General features: G+C 75.7%; 16 protein-coding genes and 3 tRNA genes. 9 read left to right on the top strand and 10 right to left on the bottom strand.

Annotated features, from left to right (window positions below; genetic code table 11):
• Positions 1-32: 32 nt before the first annotated feature.
• From GSF02_RS00385 to GSF02_RS00400, 4 genes are all read left to right on the top strand, one after another.
• On the top strand, positions 33-1,229 hold the full coding sequence (locus tag GSF02_RS00385) for a sensor histidine kinase (RefSeq protein WP_159791626.1): 1,197 nt from the start codon (positions 33-35) through the stop codon (positions 1,227-1,229).
• A 95-nt stretch (positions 1,230-1,324) separates the two neighbouring features.
• Entirely contained in the window at positions 1,325-1,888 is a 564-nt protein-coding gene (locus tag GSF02_RS00390; protein ID WP_235915296.1) for a response regulator, read from the top strand.
• A gap of 54 nt (positions 1,889-1,942) precedes the next feature.
• Positions 1,943-3,055 (top strand): adenosine deaminase, encoded by a 1,113-nt coding sequence (locus tag GSF02_RS00395; protein ID WP_159791628.1) that lies wholly within the window; start codon positions 1,943-1,945, stop codon positions 3,053-3,055.
• 115 nt (positions 3,056-3,170) lie between these two features.
• On the top strand, positions 3,171-4,136 hold the full coding sequence (locus tag GSF02_RS00400; protein WP_159791630.1) for a L,D-transpeptidase family protein: 966 nt from the start codon (positions 3,171-3,173) through the stop codon (positions 4,134-4,136).
• A 107-nt stretch (positions 4,137-4,243) separates the two neighbouring features.
• Here GSF02_RS00400 and GSF02_RS00405 read toward each other — a convergent pair whose 3' ends face one another.
• Positions 4,244-5,428, bottom strand: coding sequence for a UDP-N-acetylmuramate dehydrogenase (locus tag GSF02_RS00405; RefSeq protein WP_159791632.1), 1,185 nt, complete (start codon positions 5,426-5,428; stop codon positions 4,244-4,246).
• A 64-nt stretch (positions 5,429-5,492) separates the two neighbouring features.
• Positions 5,493-6,776 carry an MFS transporter gene (locus GSF02_RS00410; protein ID WP_408003846.1) on the bottom strand — a complete coding sequence of 428 codons (1,284 nt, stop codon included), beginning with the start codon at positions 6,774-6,776 and terminating at the stop codon, positions 5,493-5,495.
• A 160-nt stretch (positions 6,777-6,936) separates the two neighbouring features.
• Here GSF02_RS00410 and GSF02_RS00415 point away from each other — a divergent pair, with 160 nt between their 5' ends.
• Positions 6,937-8,073: a LacI family DNA-binding transcriptional regulator gene (locus GSF02_RS00415; protein ID WP_159791634.1), complete on the top strand. Its 1,137-nt coding sequence runs from the start codon at positions 6,937-6,939 to the stop codon at positions 8,071-8,073.
• 170 nt (positions 8,074-8,243) lie between these two features.
• Here the strand turns inward: GSF02_RS00415 and GSF02_RS00420 are convergent, their stop codons facing one another.
• From GSF02_RS00420 to GSF02_RS00445, 6 genes are all read right to left on the bottom strand, one after another.
• Entirely contained in the window at positions 8,244-8,666 is a 423-nt protein-coding gene (locus tag GSF02_RS00420; RefSeq protein ID WP_159792082.1) for a MaoC/PaaZ C-terminal domain-containing protein, read from the bottom strand.
• A gap of 14 nt (positions 8,667-8,680) precedes the next feature.
• Positions 8,681-9,151, bottom strand: coding sequence for an FAS1-like dehydratase domain-containing protein (locus tag GSF02_RS00425; RefSeq protein ID WP_159791636.1), 471 nt, complete (start codon positions 9,149-9,151; stop codon positions 8,681-8,683).
• A 22-nt stretch (positions 9,152-9,173) separates the two neighbouring features.
• Positions 9,174-9,344: a 50S ribosomal protein L33 gene (gene rpmG, locus GSF02_RS00430; RefSeq protein ID WP_069983208.1), complete on the bottom strand. Its 171-nt coding sequence runs from the start codon at positions 9,342-9,344 to the stop codon at positions 9,174-9,176.
• Positions 9,345-9,445: 101 nt separating this feature from the next.
• A tRNA-Met gene (locus GSF02_RS00435) sits at positions 9,446-9,522 on the bottom strand.
• Positions 9,523-9,585: 63 nt separating this feature from the next.
• Positions 9,586-9,658, bottom strand: a tRNA-Thr gene (locus GSF02_RS00440).
• 195 nt (positions 9,659-9,853) lie between these two features.
• Positions 9,854-9,935, bottom strand: a tRNA-Tyr gene (locus GSF02_RS00445).
• A 127-nt stretch (positions 9,936-10,062) separates the two neighbouring features.
• Here GSF02_RS00445 and rarD point away from each other — a divergent pair.
• From rarD to GSF02_RS00465, 4 genes are all read left to right on the top strand, one after another.
• A complete protein-coding gene (gene rarD / locus GSF02_RS00450; RefSeq protein WP_159791638.1) occupies positions 10,063-11,106 on the top strand; it encodes an EamA family transporter RarD in 1,044 nt (347 codons plus the stop codon).
• A gap of 118 nt (positions 11,107-11,224) precedes the next feature.
• Complete coding sequence (locus GSF02_RS00455) at positions 11,225-11,719, top strand: YajQ family cyclic di-GMP-binding protein (RefSeq protein WP_159791640.1); 495 nt, start codon at positions 11,225-11,227, stop codon at positions 11,717-11,719.
• Positions 11,720-11,750: 31 nt separating this feature from the next.
• Complete coding sequence (locus GSF02_RS00460) at positions 11,751-12,158, top strand: DUF4190 domain-containing protein (RefSeq protein ID WP_159791642.1); 408 nt, start codon at positions 11,751-11,753, stop codon at positions 12,156-12,158.
• 25 nt (positions 12,159-12,183) lie between these two features.
• Positions 12,184-13,059, top strand: coding sequence for an HAD family hydrolase (locus GSF02_RS00465; RefSeq protein ID WP_328798980.1), 876 nt, complete (start codon positions 12,184-12,186; stop codon positions 13,057-13,059).
• Between the two features lie 68 nt (positions 13,060-13,127).
• Here GSF02_RS00465 and htpX read toward each other — a convergent pair whose 3' ends face one another.
• Together htpX and GSF02_RS00475 are read right to left on the bottom strand one after the other, a co-directional pair.
• A complete protein-coding gene (gene htpX, locus GSF02_RS00470) occupies positions 13,128-14,027 on the bottom strand; it encodes a zinc metalloprotease HtpX (protein WP_159791644.1) in 900 nt (299 codons plus the stop codon).
• Between the two features lie 138 nt (positions 14,028-14,165).
• Positions 14,166-15,575 (bottom strand): FAD-dependent oxidoreductase, encoded by a 1,410-nt coding sequence (locus tag GSF02_RS00475; protein ID WP_159791646.1) that lies wholly within the window; start codon positions 15,573-15,575, stop codon positions 14,166-14,168.
• Between the last annotated feature and the right edge of the window lie 62 nt (positions 15,576-15,637).

Raw genomic sequence — 15,637 nt, forward strand, 5'->3', positions numbered from 1 at the left:
GGGCGAGGGCCGGTGGCGAGACGGCCGGCGCGGTGACGGCCGTGCCGGCCGCCCCGGGTCCGGTCGACGACTGGGAGCGCGTGGTGCGCTGGTGGGACGGCGCGTTCGTCGCGATCGTCGTGCTGACGGCCGCCGCCCTGGCGCTCGGCGGCCAGGAGGGCCGCCGCCTGTGGGTCGCCTACGGCGCGATGGCGGTGCTCCTGGCCGCGTACGCCGCGCTCGGCGCCCGCGCGGCCCGCACGCGCGACCAGCGGCGCGCCACCGCCTACGTCGTCGTCCTGGTCGCGGGCACGGCGCTGGCCGTGTCGCAGGGCGGCCTCGCGACCTTCCTGCTGTTCGCGGCGTTCACCCAGATCTGGATGCTGCTCGAGCCGCCGTGGCGCGCCGTCGTGGCCAGCACGGTCCTGGCGGCCGCGGTGACCGTGGGCATGGCCTTCGAGGACGGGTTCGACGTGCCGTCCCTGGTGGCGGCGGCGCCGCAGATGGGCGTCGCGCTCGCCTTCGCCGTCCTGCTGGGCATGTGGACGGCGACGACGATGCGGCGCTCTGACGAGCACGCGCGGCTCGTGTGCGAGCTGCGCGCCGCGCAGGACGCGCTGGCCGAGACGCACCACCGCGCCGGCGTCGCCGCCGAGCGCGAGCGCATGGCCCAGGAGATCCACGACACCCTCGCCCAGGGCTTCACGAGCGTGGTGATGCAGGCGCAGGCGGCCACCGCGGCGCTCGACCGCGGCGAGACGGCTGCCGTGCGCGACCGGCTGGGGGTGGTGGAGACCACCGCCCGCGAGAACCTCGCCGAGGCGCGCGCCCTGGTCGCGGCGTTCGCCCCGCTCCCCCTGCAGGACGCCACGCTGGCCGAGGCGCTGCGCCGGCTCGGCGACCGGTTCGCCGCCGAGACCGGCGTGGGCGTGCGGGTCGAGGTCGGGCCGGGCGACGGCCTGGCCCCAGCCTCCGACGTCGTGCTGCTGCGCGCGGCGCAGGAGGCCCTCGCCAACGTGCGCCGGCACGCCGGGGCCCGCTCCGTCGTCGTGCGGCTGGCGCGCGCCGACGGCGCGGCGGAGCTGGAGGTCACGGACGACGGGCGCGGCCTGCCGGCCGGCAACGTCGAGGGGTTCGGGCTCAGCGGCATGCGCGAGCGGGTCACCTCCGTGGGCGGCACGCTCGACGTCGGCCCCGGCCGCGCCGGCGGCACGACGCTGCGGGTGCGGGTGCCGGCGGTGGCGTCGTGACGCCGGACGTGACGCCGGACGTGACGCCGGACGTGACGCCGGTGCGGGTGCTCGTCGCCGACGACCACCCCGTGGTGCGCTCCGGCATCGTGGGGATGCTCGCGGGCGAGCCCGACCTGGAGGTGGTCGGCGAGGCGCCGGACGGCGCCGCCGCCGTGGCGCAGGCGCGCGAGCTGGCGCCCGACGTCGTGCTGATGGACCTGCGGATGCCCGGGCTCGACGGCGTCGGCGCCACCGCCGCGCTCCTGCGGGAGTCCGCCGGGCGCACCCGCGTCGTCGTGCTCACCACCTACGACACCGACGCCGACATCCTGCGCGCGGTCGAGGCCGGCGCCACCGGCTACCTGCTCAAGGACACCCCCCGCGACCAGCTGGTGGCCGGCGTCCGGGCGGCCGCGCGCGGCGAGACGGTGCTCGCCCCGACGGTCGCCACGCGGCTCGTGACCTCGGTGCGGACCGCCGGCGAGCGCCCCACCGCCCGCGAGGCGGAGGTGCTCGGCCTCGTGGCGCGCGGGCTGTCCAACGCGGCGATCGGCCGCGAGCTGTACATCTCCGAGGCGACGGTCAAGACGCACCTGCTGCGGGCGTTCGCCAAGCTGGGGGTCGACGACCGGACGGCCGCCGTGACGGTGGCGCGCGAGCGGGGCTGGCTCGCCTGAGACGACGCCCCGGTCCTGACGTCGAGCGGCGCCGAGCGGTGGCAGACTGCCGAGATGCGTGACCTCTCCCTGCTGCCGAAGGCCCACCTGCACCTGCACTTCACCGGGTCGATGGACGTGCCGCTGCTGCGGGACATGGCGGCGGAGCACGGGATCCGCGTGCCGTCCGCGCTCGTCGACGCCGACCCGCTGCGCGTGCCCGCGACCGCGCGCGGCTGGTTCCGGTTCCAGCGGCTGTACGACGCGGCGCGCGCCTGCGTGCGCTCCGAGGCGGACATGCGCCGCATCGTGGACTCCGCCGCCCGCCTCGACGCGGCCGAGGGCTCCGGGCGGCTGGAGATCCAGGTCGACCCGACGTCGTACGCGCCGTTCGTCGGCGGCATCACGCCGGCGGTCGAGATCGTGCTCGACGCCGCCCGCGCCGCGAGCGCCGCGCACGGCCTCGAGGTGGGCGTCGTGGTGGCGGCGTCGCGCATGAAGCACCCGCTGGACGCGCGCACGCTCGCGCGGCTGGCCGCCCAGTACGCCGGAGACGGGCCCGGCGAGGTGGTGGGCTTCGGGCTGTCGAACGACGAGCGGCACGGCGACACGGCAGCCTTCGCGGGGGCGTTCCGCATCGCCCGGCGCGCCGGGCTCGCGTCGGTGCCGCACGGCGGCGAGCTGCTCGGCCCGGACCACGTGACCGCCGTGCTCGACGAGCTGCACCCCGACCGGCTGGGCCACGGGGTGCGCGCCAGCGAGGACCCCGCGGTCCTGGCCCGGGTCGTCGACGCCGGCGTGACGCTCGAGGTGTGCCCGTCGTCGAACGTCAGCCTCGGCGTGTACCCGGGCCTCGAGGACGTGCCGCTGCGCACGCTCGTCGACGCCGGGGCGCAGGTCGCGCTCGGGGCCGACGACCCGCTGCTGTTCGGCGCGCGCCTGGTGGACCAGTACGAGGCGGCCCGCACAGTGCACGGCTTCTCCGACGCGCAGCTGGCCGACCTGGCCCGTTCGTCGATCCGCGCGAGCCTGGCGTCGTCGGGCACCAAGGCCCGGCTGCTCGCCGGCGTCGAGGCATGGCTGGCCGCGCCCGACCCGGCCGACGCCGGGCCCGCCGACCCCGACGTGGCGCGCACCCGGCACCCCGCCGACGCGGTCGCCGCCGGCGACCGGGTCACGAATCGGTGACGATCGCCGCGTCACCGTGCGCCCGCGCCTCCGCCCGGGCACGGTGGAGCGGCGAGCCCACGCCGGGGGGACGGGCGAGCGCACGCCTCAGGGGACGCACGGCGAGGGGAACGCGATGAGCCAGCGGGGACGCACGACCACGGGCCACCAGGGGGCGACCGGCCGCACGCCCCTGCGCCGGGCCGCCCTGCGCGCCGGCGCGGCGCTCGCCGTGCTGGCGCTCGCAGGCTGCGCCTGGCCGGGCGCCGACACGGCGGCGCCGTCGCCGACGGCCTCCGCGTCCGGCGGCGCCTCGGCGTCGTCGGCGCCGAGCACCTCGGCCACCCCGTCCGTCGAGCCGTCGGCGACGCCGTCACCCACGCCGAGCGCGGAGCCCTCGATGACGCCGTCGGCGGAACCCTCGGGGGAGCCGTCGGCGTCCCCGTCGACCGAGCCCTCCGCCGAGCCCTCCGCCGACCCGTCGCCCACGCCGACGCAGCCGGAGCACCTCGAGCGGGGCGCGGCGGGCGACGAGGTCGTGGCCCTGCAGCAGCGGCTGCAGGACCTCGGCTACTTCCTCGCGGAGGCGGACGGGAAGTACGGCTCGGCGACCCAGCAGGCGGTCTGGGCGCTGCAGAAGGCGGCCGGGCTGACCCGCGACGGCGTGGTCGGCCCCCGGACCCAGGAGGCCCTCGACGGCGGGGTCGTGCCGCGACCGCGCTCGGACGCCGGGCACGTGGTGGAGATCGACCTCGACCGCCAGCTCGTGCTCGCCGTCGACGACGGCCGCGTCACCCGGGTGCTGAACGCCTCCTCCGGCAACGGCGAGTCGTACCAGGCGCAGGGCCGCACCTACCGGGCGACCACCCCGCGCGGCGACTTCGCCGTCTACCGCGAGACCGACGGCATGCACGAGTCGACGCTCGAGCTGGGCAGCATGTGGCGGCCCAAGTACTTCACCGGGGCGTTCGCGGTGCACGGCTCGGGCTCGGTCCCGCCGTGGCCGGCGTCGCACGGGTGCGTGCGGGTGTCCAACGCCGCGATGAACTGGCTCTGGGACGACTGGGGCATGCCGCAGGGCACGCGGGTGCTCGTCTACTGACGGGCCTCTGCTGGACGGGCCTCTGCTGGACAGGGCCGGCTGGCCGGGGCCGGCTGGCGGCGCCTGCTTGAGGTGCCGGCGCCCACGGGGTCACAGCGCCCACGGGGTCACAGCGAGACGCCGACCAGCACCGGCTCGGGCTCCAGGTCGATCCCGTACGCCTGGCGCACGCCGTCACGCACCTCGCGGGCGAGCGCCACGACGTCGTCGGCGGTGGCGCCGCCGCGGTTCGTCAGCGCGAGCGTGTGCTTGGTGGACAGCCGCGCCGGGCTGCGGTCCCCCGCCAGACCGAACCCCTTGCCGAAGCCGGCGTGCTCGATGAGCCACGCCGCCGAGGTCTTGACCAGCGTCGGGTCGATCGCGCCGAGGCTCGGCCCCGTGGAGGTCTCCGGGGTCGCCGACCGCACCGGGTAGCGCGGCGCGTCCTGCGGCAGGTGGTCGGCGGCGTCGGCCGGCAGCACGGGGTTGGTGAAGAACGACCCGGCGGACCACCGGTCGTGGTCGGCGCCCGGCTCGGCGCCGTGGGCGCCGTCGAGCAGCATGCCCTTGCCGGCCCGCAGCTCGAGCACCGCGGCCCGGACGTCGGCCGACGGCGCGCGGGTGCCCACCTCGACGCCGAGGCGGCGGGCCAGCTCCGCGTACGCGACGGGCGCGGACAGCGTGCCGAGGCGCAGCTGGAAGCCGACCTCGAGCACCACGTAGCGCGGCGTCGGGTACCACGGGGCGCCGGGGTCGTCGGCCGTGGGGACGCCGCGCATCGAGCGCTTGAGCAGCGAGGTCCGGTAGCCGAACTGGAGCTCCCCGACGGCGAACGTGCGCACGCGCGCCTCGAGCCGGTCCCAGGTGCGCACCGTGGCGATCACGCCGGAGACCTCCTGGCCGTACGCGCCGATGTTCTGCACCGGGGCGGCGCCGACCGTGCCGGGGATGCCGGACAGCGCCTCCACGCCCACCCAGCCGTTCTCGACGGCGGCCTGGACGAGCTCGTCCCAGTCCTGCCCGGCGGGCGCGGTGACGCTCGCGCCGCCGCAGGTGTCCTCGGCCTGGACCGTGATGCCGCTGCGGCGGTCGCGCACCACGACACCGGCGAAGCCCTCGTCGGACACCAGCACGTTCGAGCCGCCGCCGAGCACCAGCAGCGGCCGGCCGGCGTCGTCGGCCGCGCGGACGGCGTCGAGGAGCTCGGCCTCCGTGGTGGCCTCGACGTAGGCGTCGACGGGGCCGCCCACGCGCAGCGTGGTGAGGTCGGCGAGGAGGGGGGCGGTCGTCGGGCTGGGCGCGGGGAGACTCACCGGTCCAGGGTAGGCCGCCCCGGGAGGGCGCCGCCCCGGAGCGCGTTCGCGCTGCGCGGACGGGTCAGTGCGACGGCGTGCCCGCGGCACGGTCGTCGCCCGCCCGCAGCGGCCGCGCGGCGCCCGCCACGAGCAGGCCGAGGGCCACGGGCACCGCCAGCACGAGCAGGGCGTGCCGGTAGCCGGTGTGCTCGGCCAGCAGGCCGATGAGCGCCGGGCCGACGAAGAACGCGGAGTAGCCGATCGTCGACACGGTGGCCACGCGCAGGCCGGCGCGCCGCGGGTCGTCCGAGGCCGCCGACATGCCCAGCGGGAAGCCCAGCGCCGCGCCCGCGCCCCACAGCAGCACACCCACCAGCGCCAGCGGCAGCACCGGGACCAGCGTGAAGACGAGCACGCCGGCGAGGGCGGCGGCGCCGCTGAGCCGCAGCACGGCCACGCGACCGAGCCGGTCGATGAGCACCGTGCCGGCCAGCCGGGCGCCGGCCATCGCGGCGAGGAACAGCGCGAGCCCGAGGGCGCCCAGCGACTCCACGGCGCCGAAGCCGTCGACGACGGCGAGGCCGACCCAGTCGTTCGCGGCGCCCTCGGTGAGGGCCGCCGCCAGCACGACGAGGCCCACGAGCAGGGTGCGCGGCTCGCGCCACGTGCTCAGCGTGTCGCGGAACGAGTGCGGCGCGTGCTCCGGCTGGACGGCCGTGCCTGGGTCGGCCCCGGCGGCGCCGGCCGCCGCGTCGGCGTGCGCCGCCGCCCCGGCCACCGTGGGCAGGAACCAGCGCACCGCCACCGCCACGGCCACGACGTCGAGCACGACGATCACCCCGACGTGCACGCCGAGCGGGACGCCCGCGCCGGCGGCGAGCGCACCGAGGCCCGCGCCGGCCACCGTGCCGAAGGAGTACGCCGCGTGGAAGCGCGGCATGATGGCGCGCCCGAGCCGCTGCTCGACGACGGCGCCCTCGAGGTTCATCGCGGCGTCCCACACGCCGATGCCGATGCCGCCGACGAACAGGCCGGCGCGCACGAGGAGCGGGGAGGACTCCAGCACGCCGAGGCAGGCGGTGACGTAGCCGACGGCGCACACGGCGGCGAAGGCCACGACGCTGCGCGCCGCGCCGAGCCGGGAGGAGATCATCCCCGACAGGGGCAGCGCGAGGACCGAGCCGACGGCGCCGGTCAGCAGCAGCAGGCCCATCTGGGCCTCGGAGTAGCCCAGCCCGTCGCGCACGGCCGGGATGCGCGCCGCCCAGCTGGCGACGCCGAGGCCGTTCACGGCGAAGACGACGAAGACCGCCCAGGCGGCGGCGGACGTCCGGCGCGCGAGGCCGGCGGGCGCGCGTGTGCTCACGATGCCCGACGCTCCCGCAGTCGTGACGGTCCGTCAAATCGTTTCGGGCGGCGGGACGGCGGGTTGGGTAGAGTCGCGGCGACGTCCCGCCGCCCGGCTCCCCGGGCAGTCCGGGCGCACGCCGTGCCGGCGTCCCGCCGGCGCACGACGAGGAGGATCCATGGGCCGCAGCACCGGGGGCCGCCCCACGCTCGCCCGGGTGGCCGAGCTCGCCGGGGTCTCCGTGTCCACGGCCTCGCTCGCGTTCTCCGGCGCCGGGCCCATCACGCCCGAGACCCGCGACCGCGTGCTGGCCGCCGCCGCCGAGCTCGGCTACTCCGGGCCCAACCCGCTCGGCCGCCAGCTGCGCTCGGGCCGGTCCGGGATCGTCGGCGTGGTCATCGGCGACCAGCCCGGCCGGGCGTTCCGCGACCCGGTGAGCGTCCAGGTGCTCGACGGGCTCATGACGGTGCTCGGCGAGCAGGGGCTCGGGGTGCTGCTCGTGCCGGGCAGCGACCGGTTCCCCGCCTCGGGCGACGACGCACGGGCCGCCGCCGTCGACGACGCGTCCCCGCGCGTGACGCCCGTCGACCCGCTCGTGGAGTCGGCGGCCATGGACGTGGCCGTGCTCGTGTGGGGCGTGCTGTCCGACGACCCGCACCTCGCTGCGCTGCAGCGGCGCGGCGTGCCGGTCGTCGTCGGCGAGGGCCACGCCGTGGCGGACGCGCCGCTGGTGCGGATCGACGACCGCGCCGGTACCGCCGAGGCGGTCCGGCACCTGCGCGACCTCGGCCACACGCGGATCGCGGAGATCACGCTGCCGCTGGGGCGCGACGAGCGCTCCGGGCCGATCGACGCCGCCCGGCTCGCGCAGGCGGACCGCACGCCCGCCCGCAACCGGCTGGACGGCGTGCGCGACGTCGTCGAGCCGGTGCTCAGCTGGGAGACGCCCGCCTCGCTCGTCGAGCACGGGCGCGACGCCGCGGTCGAGATCCTCGGGCAGTGGGTCCCGGCGTCGGAGCGGCCGACGGCCGTGTTCGCGCACTCCGACCTGCTCGCCGCGGGGGCGGTGATCGCGGCGCGCGAGCTGGGCATGCGCGTGCCGGAGGACGTGTCGATCGTCGGGTTCGACGGCATCGACATGCCCTGGCTCTCCCCCGACGTGCTCACCAGCGTGCACCAGCCGCTGACGGAGAAGGGCGCCGCGCTGGGCCGCGCCGTGCTGGGGCTGCTCGCCGAGGAGGAGCCCCTCGTCACGACCCTGCCGGTGCGTCTCGTGCCGGGCACCACGACGGGCCCGGCCCCGGACCTGGGCTGAAGCCGCCCGTTCGCCCCCGCGTCATCGCCGAAGTAGAGAGCCCTCCCGCCGAAGTAGAGAGCTGTCCCGCCGAGATAGAGGACTGTCCCGCGGAGGGCTCTCTACTTCGGCGAGGTTGCTCTCTATCTCGGCGGGAGGGCTCTCTATCTCGGCCGGGTGGGCGGGCGGCGTCAGAGGCGGACGACGGCCTGGGCCTTGCCCAGCACCTTCACGCCCTCGTGCACCACGGTGAGGTCCACGCGGACGGTGCGCGCCTCGGCGTCGATCGCGCCGACGGTGGCGGTCACCTCGACGGCGGCGGCGCCGTCGGCCGGCACCGGCACGGGGCGCGTGAACCGGGTCTGGTAGTCGACGACGGCACCGGGGTCGCCGGCCCAGTCCTCGACGACGCCGACGGCCGCGCCCATCGTGAGCATGCCGTGGGCGATGACGTTCGGCAGCCCCACCGACGTGGCGAACGCCTCGTCCCAGTGGATGCGGTTGAAGTCGCCGCTCGCGCCGGCGTACCGCACCAGGCGGGGCCGGTCCAGCTCGAGCGTGCGGGTGGCGACGACGTCGCCGACGGCGAGGTCCTCGAGCGCGGGAGCACCCACGGAGACGGCCTCGGTCACTTGCCCTCCCCACGGACCGCGAGGGTCGAGACGACGGTGGAGACCGGCTCGCGGTCGCCGTCGGCGCCGACGGCGAAGATCTCGCTGCGCGTGGTCACCATCGCGATGCCGGCGCGGTGCATCACGGAGTCGACGTGCAGGACGGTGACGAGCTCGTCACCGGCCACGATCGGGCGGTGGTGGGTGAACCGCTCGTCGGCGTGGACCACCCGGGAGAAGTCGATCCCCGCGGCCGGGTCCGCGACGTACTGCTGCTCGGCGCGCTGCGCGACGACGACGGCGAACGTCGCGGGCGCGACCACGTCCGCATAGCCGAGACCCCGCGCCACCTCGAGATCGTGGTGGGCGGGGTGCTGGGCGCCGACGGCGGCCGCGAACTCGCGGACCTTCTCCCGGCCGACGGAGTACGCCGGCGTGGCGGGGTACTCGCGTCCGGCGAAGGCCGGGTCGGGCAGCGCGACCGTCATCGGGATGTGCTGGACCGCTGGGTCAGCGGGTCTCGCGGTGCAGCGTGTGCTTGCCGTCGCGCGGGCAGAACTTCTTCATCTCGAGACGGTCCGGGTCGTTGCGCCGGTTCTTCTTCGTGATGTAGTTCCGCTCCTTGCACTCGACGCAGGCGAGCGTGATCTTCGGGCGGACGTCCGCGCTCTTCGAAGCCATGGTGTGTCACCTCTCGCGCCCCCGGAAGGCGCCTCGTGCATCTCGGGACGGCACGACGCCGGCCGCCGTGCCGATGGTCCACAGGACCGTCGGATCTGAGTTGGTAGCGAGGGCGGGGCTCGAACCCGCGACCTCACGATTATGAGTCGTGCGCTCTGACCAGCTGAGCTACCCCGCCGCGACGTGACTCGACGCGAGACCGCCCGCCCGTTTCCGGACGGGCGGTCTCGCGTGATCACAGAGCCCCGAAAGGGAATCGAACCCTTGACCTTCTCCTTACCATGGAGATGCTCTGCCGACTGAGCTATCGGGGCAGCGGGGAAAACACTACACGGATCCGCGCCGAGCGCGAAATCGGCCGGATTCCGCGGATCGGGCCCCTGCGACGCCGTGACCTGGGCCACCGCGACGGGACCGCCGCAGCGGTGCCCGCACCCGACCCGTCGGGGCCGCAGCGCCGCGCACGTACGACGACGGGGCGCCGCCTGCCGGCGACGCCCCGTCCGAGGTGGCAGGTGAGGGATTCGAACCCCCGTAGCATGACGCGGCTGATTTACAGTCAGCTCCCTTTGGCCGCTCGGGCAACCTGCCAGGTGTGGAGTTGTGCGCACCCGCCGGAGCGGGGCGGCACAACGATAGCGGCCCACCCGCCCAGTCGCGAAATCGGCCTCCGACGCCGATCGCGGACCTCGCACGGGCGCGCCCTACAGTGACGGGCGTGAGCACCACCCCGCCTCCCGAGCCGGCCACCGCCGTCGCCGGCGCCCCGGAGCCCGCCACCGGGCCCGCCACCACCTCCGCCGACACCGCGTCGCCCGCGGCCCCCGCCGGCGCGCGCCCCGTCGCGGGCGCCCCCGACCGGTGGGGCCTGCCGCTCGGCGTCGGCGCGTTCGTCATCTGGGGCGGGATGCCGCTGTTCTTCCCGCTGCTGGAGCCGGCCGGCGCGTTCGAGATCATCGCGCACCGGGTGGTGTGGAGCCTGGTGTTCTGCGCGCTGCTGCTGGCGGCCACGCGCTCGTTCGGGGCGTTCGTGCGCGTGCTGCGCACCCCGCGCACGCTGGGTGTGCTCGCCGTCGCCTCGGTCTTCATCGTGTGCAACTGGACGGTGTACGTCTACGGCGTGCTCACCGGGCACGTGCTCGACGCCGCGCTCGGCTACTTCATCAACCCGCTGCTGACCGTCCTGCTCGCCGTCGTGGTGCTGCGCGAGCGCCTGCGCCCGGTGCAGTGGGTGGCCCTGGCCTTCGGCGCGGCCGCCGTCGTGGTGATCTCCACCGGCCGGTCCGGCGGCGGGCTGCCCTGGATCGCGCTGGTCCTGGCCTGCTCGTTCGGCATCTACTCGCTGCTGAAGAACCGCGTGGGGCGCAGCGTGGACGCCCTGCCCGGCCTCGCCGTCGAGACCGTCGTGGCCACGCCGTTCGCGCTCGCCTACCTCGCCTGGCTCACCGCGCAGGGCACCTCGACGTTCGGTGCGCACGGCGCCGGCCACGTCCTGCTGCTCATGGCCAGCGGCGTCATCACCGGCCTGCCGCTGCTGCTGTTCGGCGGGGCCGCCCGCCGCCTGCCGCTGACCGCCGTCGGCATGATCCAGTACCTCGGCCCGGTGCTGCAGTTCCTGTGCGGGCTGGTGGTGTTCCACGAGCACATGCCGCTGACGCGGTGGGTCGGGTTCGGCCTGGTGTGGGTGGCCCTGGTGATCCTCACCACGGACGGGGTCCGCCAGGCCCGCGCGAGCCGCGTCGCCGCCCGCGCCGCGCGCTGAGGCGCACGCCCGGGCGCCCGCCGGGGCGGCCACCGGGCGGGTCCCGGCGACCCCGCGGCCGCTACGGTTGTCCTCAGCACCGACCAGCACCTGACCCTCCACCCGAAGGAGCGCCGCCGTGGCCGACTCGTCGTTCGACATCGTGAGCAAGGTCGACCGCCAGGAGGTCGACAACGCCCTCAACCAGGCCGCCAAGGAGATCCAGCAGCGCTACGACTTCAAGAACGTCGGCGCCTCGATCTCCTGGAGCGGGGACGCGATCCTCATGGTCGCCAACTCCGCCGAGCGCGTGCTGGCGATCCTCGACGTGCTGCAGAGCAAGCTCATCAAGCGCGGCGTCTCGCTCAAGGCGCTGGACACCGGCGACGGCGAGCCCAAGCCGTCCGGCAAGGAGTACCGCCTCAGCGCCACCCTCAAGGAGGGCCTGAGCGGCGAGAACGCCAAGAAGATCACCAAGCTGGTGCGCGACGAGGGCCCCAAGGGCGTCAAGACGCAGATCACCGGCGACGAGGTGCGCGTGAGCAGCAAGTCGCGCGACGACCTGCAGGCAGTCATCGCCCTGCTCAAGGGCGCCGACCTGGACTTCGCGCTGCAGTTCGTCAACTACCGCTGAACCCGCAGGTCAGGGCGCCATACTGGCACCCATGAGCAGCCCGTTCCCGCCGCCGACGCCCCCGTACGCCGCGCCCCGGCAGGTCCCCCCGACGTACCAGGCGCCCGGGCACGGGGCCGGCGGCCCCGGGGCGCCGCGGACCAACCCGGTCGCCGTGGTGGCCCTGGTGTGCAGCCTCGTCGGCGTCCTGGCGCTCGCCGTCCAGACCGTGACGGGCGGCGGGTGGCTCGGGCTCGCCCCCGGCGTGGCCGGCGCCGTCTGCGGGCACGTCGCCCTGGCACAGACGGGGCGCGACCGGCGCGCCGGGCTGCCGACCGCCGGCCGCGGCATGGCGGTCGCCGCGATCGTGCTCGGTTGGGCGGTCGTCGCCTTCGCCGTGCTCGTCGTCCTGGCGTTCGTCGCGGCCGCGCTCCTGATGGGGCTGGCCGCGGTGGCGTGAGCGGGCGTCGGTAGACTCCCGGCCCGTGAGCACCGTGCCGCTCCCCCGCGTCGTCGCCACCGACCTGGACGGCACGCTGCTGCGCTCGGACGGCACCGTCTCGGCGCGGACGCGGCGGGTGCTGGCCCAGGTGGAGGCCGCCGGCGTCGAGCTCGTGATGGTGACCGCACGCCCGCCGCGGTGGCTGGGCGAGGTCGCCGACGCCGCGGGCGGGCACGGGCGCGTGATCTGCCTCGGTGGGGCGGCCGTGTGGGACCTGGCGTCCGGCCGCGCGCTCGACGTGCGCGGCTTCGACGACGCCGTCGCCCGGGCGCTCGTGGCCGACCTGCGTGCGGCGGTGCCGGGCGTCCGCCTCGCCTTCGAGCGCGTCGACGGCCCCACGTTCGACCCCGGGTTCCGCGCGACGGCCGACGACGACGCCGCGGCGGGCCCGGTCGCACCGGAGGCGTCGCTCGGCGCGGACGCCCCGCCGGTGGCCAAGATCCTCGCCCGCGCCGGCGGCGACGGCGCGTCCCGGGCTGCCGGATCGGGCCCGGCCACCGCGCCGCACGCCCCGACGGCGGCGCAGGAGGCGTTCCTCGACCGGGTGCGCGAGGTCGCCGGCGAGCGCGCGCACCTCGCGTACTCCGGCGCCGCCGGGCTCGCCGAGCTGCTGGCCCCCACCGTGACCAAGGACGCCGCCCTGGCCCGCTGGTGCGCGCGCCTCGGCGTCGAGGCCGCGGACGTCTGGGCCTTCGGCGACATGCCCAACGACCTGCCGATGCTGCGCTGGGCCGGCCGGGCGATCGCCGTCGGCAACGCCCACCCGCACGTGCTCGCCGAGGCGGACGCCGTCGTCGGCGACAACGACGCGGACGGCGTCGCCGAGGCCCTGGAGAAGGCGCTCGCCGACGCCGGCTGACGGCGCGGGCCGGGCCGCGCGCGTGGTAACTACCGCGGCGTCAGTACCGCGGCATGAGTGCCGCGGCGTCAGTACCGCGTGATGCCGCCGTAACCCATGGAGCCCGGGCCGCCCGCCATCGCCTCGAGGCGGCGGATGCGCTCGTCCATCGGCGGGTGCGTCGAGAACAGCCGCGCCAGCCCCGCGCCGCGGAAGGGGTTGGCGAGCATGAGGTGGGAGACGTTCTCCAGCTCGCGGGTCTGCGGCAGCGGCGCCGCGGCGGTGCCCGCCTCGAGCTTGCGCAGCGCGCTCGCCAGGGCCATCGGGTCGCCGGTGAGGCGGGCGCCGTCCTCGTCGGCGTCGAACTCGCGGGTGCGCGAGATGGCCAGCTGGATGAGCGTGGCCGCGATCGGCGCGAGGATCACCATCGCGAGGGCGGCCAGCGGGTTGCCGTTGCCCTCGCGGCGGTCGCCGCCGCCGAAGAACATGAGGAACTGCGCGAGCGAGGTGATGACGCCCGCGAGGGCCGAGGCGACCGAGGAGGTGAGGATGTCGCGGTTGTAGACGTGCATCAGCTCGTGCCCCAGCACGCCGCGCAGCTCCCGCTCGTTCAGGATCTGCAGGATGCCCTCGGTGCAGCACACCGCCGCGTTCTTGGGGTTGCGGCCGGTGGCGAAGGCGTTCGGGGCCCGGGTGGGCGAGATGTACAGCCGCGGCATCGGCTGGCGCGCGGCCGTGGACAGCTCGCGCACGATCCGGTACATCTCCGGCGCCTCGAGCTCCGTGACGGGGTAGGCGTGCATGGCGCGGATGGCGATCTTGTCGGAGTTCCAGTACCCGACGAACGTCATGACCAGGCCGATCATCGTGAACAGCCACAGGAAGCGCCCGGTGCCGCCGCCCACGACCCAGCCGAGGCCCAGGACCACGGCCCACATGACGCCGAACAGCGCCGCCGTCTTGAGCCCGTTGAAGTGCTTGTGGCCCATCCCTGTCCTTTCCCGATCCTGCAGACCTGCGGTCCGCCGGCCCGGTCGTCGTGCCGGCACCGGAACCGGTCCTGCCCCAGCAACGCGCCGGGCCCGGTGACGGTTCCCACCGTCACCGGGCCCGTACGCTCCGCCGGCTCAGCGCGGGAGGCGCCCCCTGGCGATCTGGAGCATCTCCTCGCGCGGCACGACCTTGACACGCTCGCGCCCGTGCGGCTCGCCGAGCGACTTCTCGTGCGCGTCCAGGAGCTCGAAGTCTGCCCACTGGACGGGCTCGACGCCGCGCTCGACGAGGAAGTCGAGCACCGCCTGCGGGTCCGCGTGGGTGGCCGTGCGGCCGCCCGCGAGGTCACCGCTCGCGACGTCGCCGCCGTCGCCGACGCCCGTGACGTCCTCGACCAGGTGGCGGATCGTCTCGGAGGCGTCCGACTTGGTGTGGCCGATGAGGCCGACCGGGCCGCGCTTGATCCAGCCCGTGGTGTACACGCCGTCAAGGTGCTGGCCGTCGATGTCGACCACGCGGCCCTCGCGGTTGGCGATGACGCCCTTGGCCTCGTCGAACGGGATCTCGGGCAGCGGCGAGCCGAAGTACCCGACCGCCCGGTAGACCGCCTGCACGGGCCACTCGTGGAACTCCCCGGTGCCCTTGACGGTCCCGTCGCCCTGCAGCGCGGTGCGCTCGGTGCGCAGCGCCTCGACCTTGCCGTCGCCGAGCACGGCGTCGGGCCGGTGCAGGAAGTGCAGGTGGATGCGGCGCGACGCGGTCTGCGTCGAGGGGTCCACGAGCGTCCAGTCCGTGAGGGTCTTGACGACCTGCTTGGTCTGGTTCGAGGACTCGATCGCGGCCATCGAGCCCTCGTCGAAGTCGAAGTCCTCGGGGTAGACGACGATGTCGACGTCCGGCACGTGGCCCAGCTCGCGCAGCTCCAGCGGCGAGAACTTCACCTGGGCCGGGCCGCGGCGGGCGAACACGTGCACGTCGGTGACGGGCGAGGCCTTGAGGCCCTCGTAGACGTTGGCCGGGATCTCGGTCGGCAGCAGGTCGTCCGGGTGCTTGGCGAGCATGCGCGCGACGTCGAGGGCCACGTTGCCGGCGCCCAGCACCGCGATCTCCTTGGCCTCGAGCGGCCACGTGCGGGGCACGTCCGGGTGCCCGTCGTACCAGGAGACGAAGTCGGCCGCGCCGTAGGAGCCGGGCAGGTCGATGCCCGGCACCGTCAGCGCCGCGTCCTTGATCGCGCCGGTGGCGAAGATCACCGCGTCGTAGAACTGCCGCAGGTCGTCGAGCTTGACGTCCACGCCGTAGTCGACGTTGGCCAGGAGGCGCACGTCGCCGCGGGACAGCACCTTGTGCAGCGCCACGATGATCTGCTTGATGCGCGGGTGGTCCGGCGCGACGCCGTACCGCACCAGGCCGAACGGGGCGGGCAGGCGCTCGAGCAGGTCGATCGAGACGTCGAGGTCGGTCTTGGACAGGATGTCCGCGGCGTAGATGCCGGCGGGGCCTGCGCCGACGATGGCGACGCGCAGGGGGCGGGTGCTGGTCACAGCGGAAGGTGCCTTCCGGTTCGCGGTTCGTTGGCTTGCTCGGCCTCGATTCTACGGCCGGG

The organism is Puerhibacterium puerhi, from assembly GCF_009846865.1.
GTDB lineage: Bacteria > Actinomycetota > Actinomycetes > Actinomycetales > Cellulomonadaceae > Puerhibacterium > Puerhibacterium puerhi.

What these genes read in the sequence shown, in the direction of transcription:
- GSF02_RS00390 (WP_235915296.1), top strand. Translation starts at nt 1,325, where the DNA reads ATGCTCGCGGGCGAGCCCGACCTGGAGGTGGTCGGCGAGGCGCCGGAC.
- GSF02_RS00395 (WP_159791628.1), top strand. Translation starts at nt 1,943, where the DNA reads ATGCGTGACCTCTCCCTGCTGCCGAAGGCCCACCTGCACCTGCACTTC.
- GSF02_RS00400 (WP_159791630.1), top strand. Translation starts at nt 3,171, where the DNA reads ATGAGCCAGCGGGGACGCACGACCACGGGCCACCAGGGGGCGACCGGC.
- GSF02_RS00415 (WP_159791634.1), top strand. Translation starts at nt 6,937, where the DNA reads ATGGGCCGCAGCACCGGGGGCCGCCCCACGCTCGCCCGGGTGGCCGAG.
- GSF02_RS00425 (WP_159791636.1), bottom strand. Translation starts at nt 9,151, where the DNA reads ATGACGGTCGCGCTGCCCGACCCGGCCTTCGCCGGACGCGAGTACCCC.
- rpmG (WP_069983208.1), bottom strand. Translation starts at nt 9,344, where the DNA reads ATGGCTTCGAAGAGCGCGGACGTCCGCCCGAAGATCACGCTCGCCTGC.
- GSF02_RS00460 (WP_159791642.1), top strand. Translation starts at nt 11,751, where the DNA reads ATGAGCAGCCCGTTCCCGCCGCCGACGCCCCCGTACGCCGCGCCCCGG.
- htpX (WP_159791644.1), bottom strand. Translation starts at nt 14,027, where the DNA reads ATGGGCCACAAGCACTTCAACGGGCTCAAGACGGCGGCGCTGTTCGGC.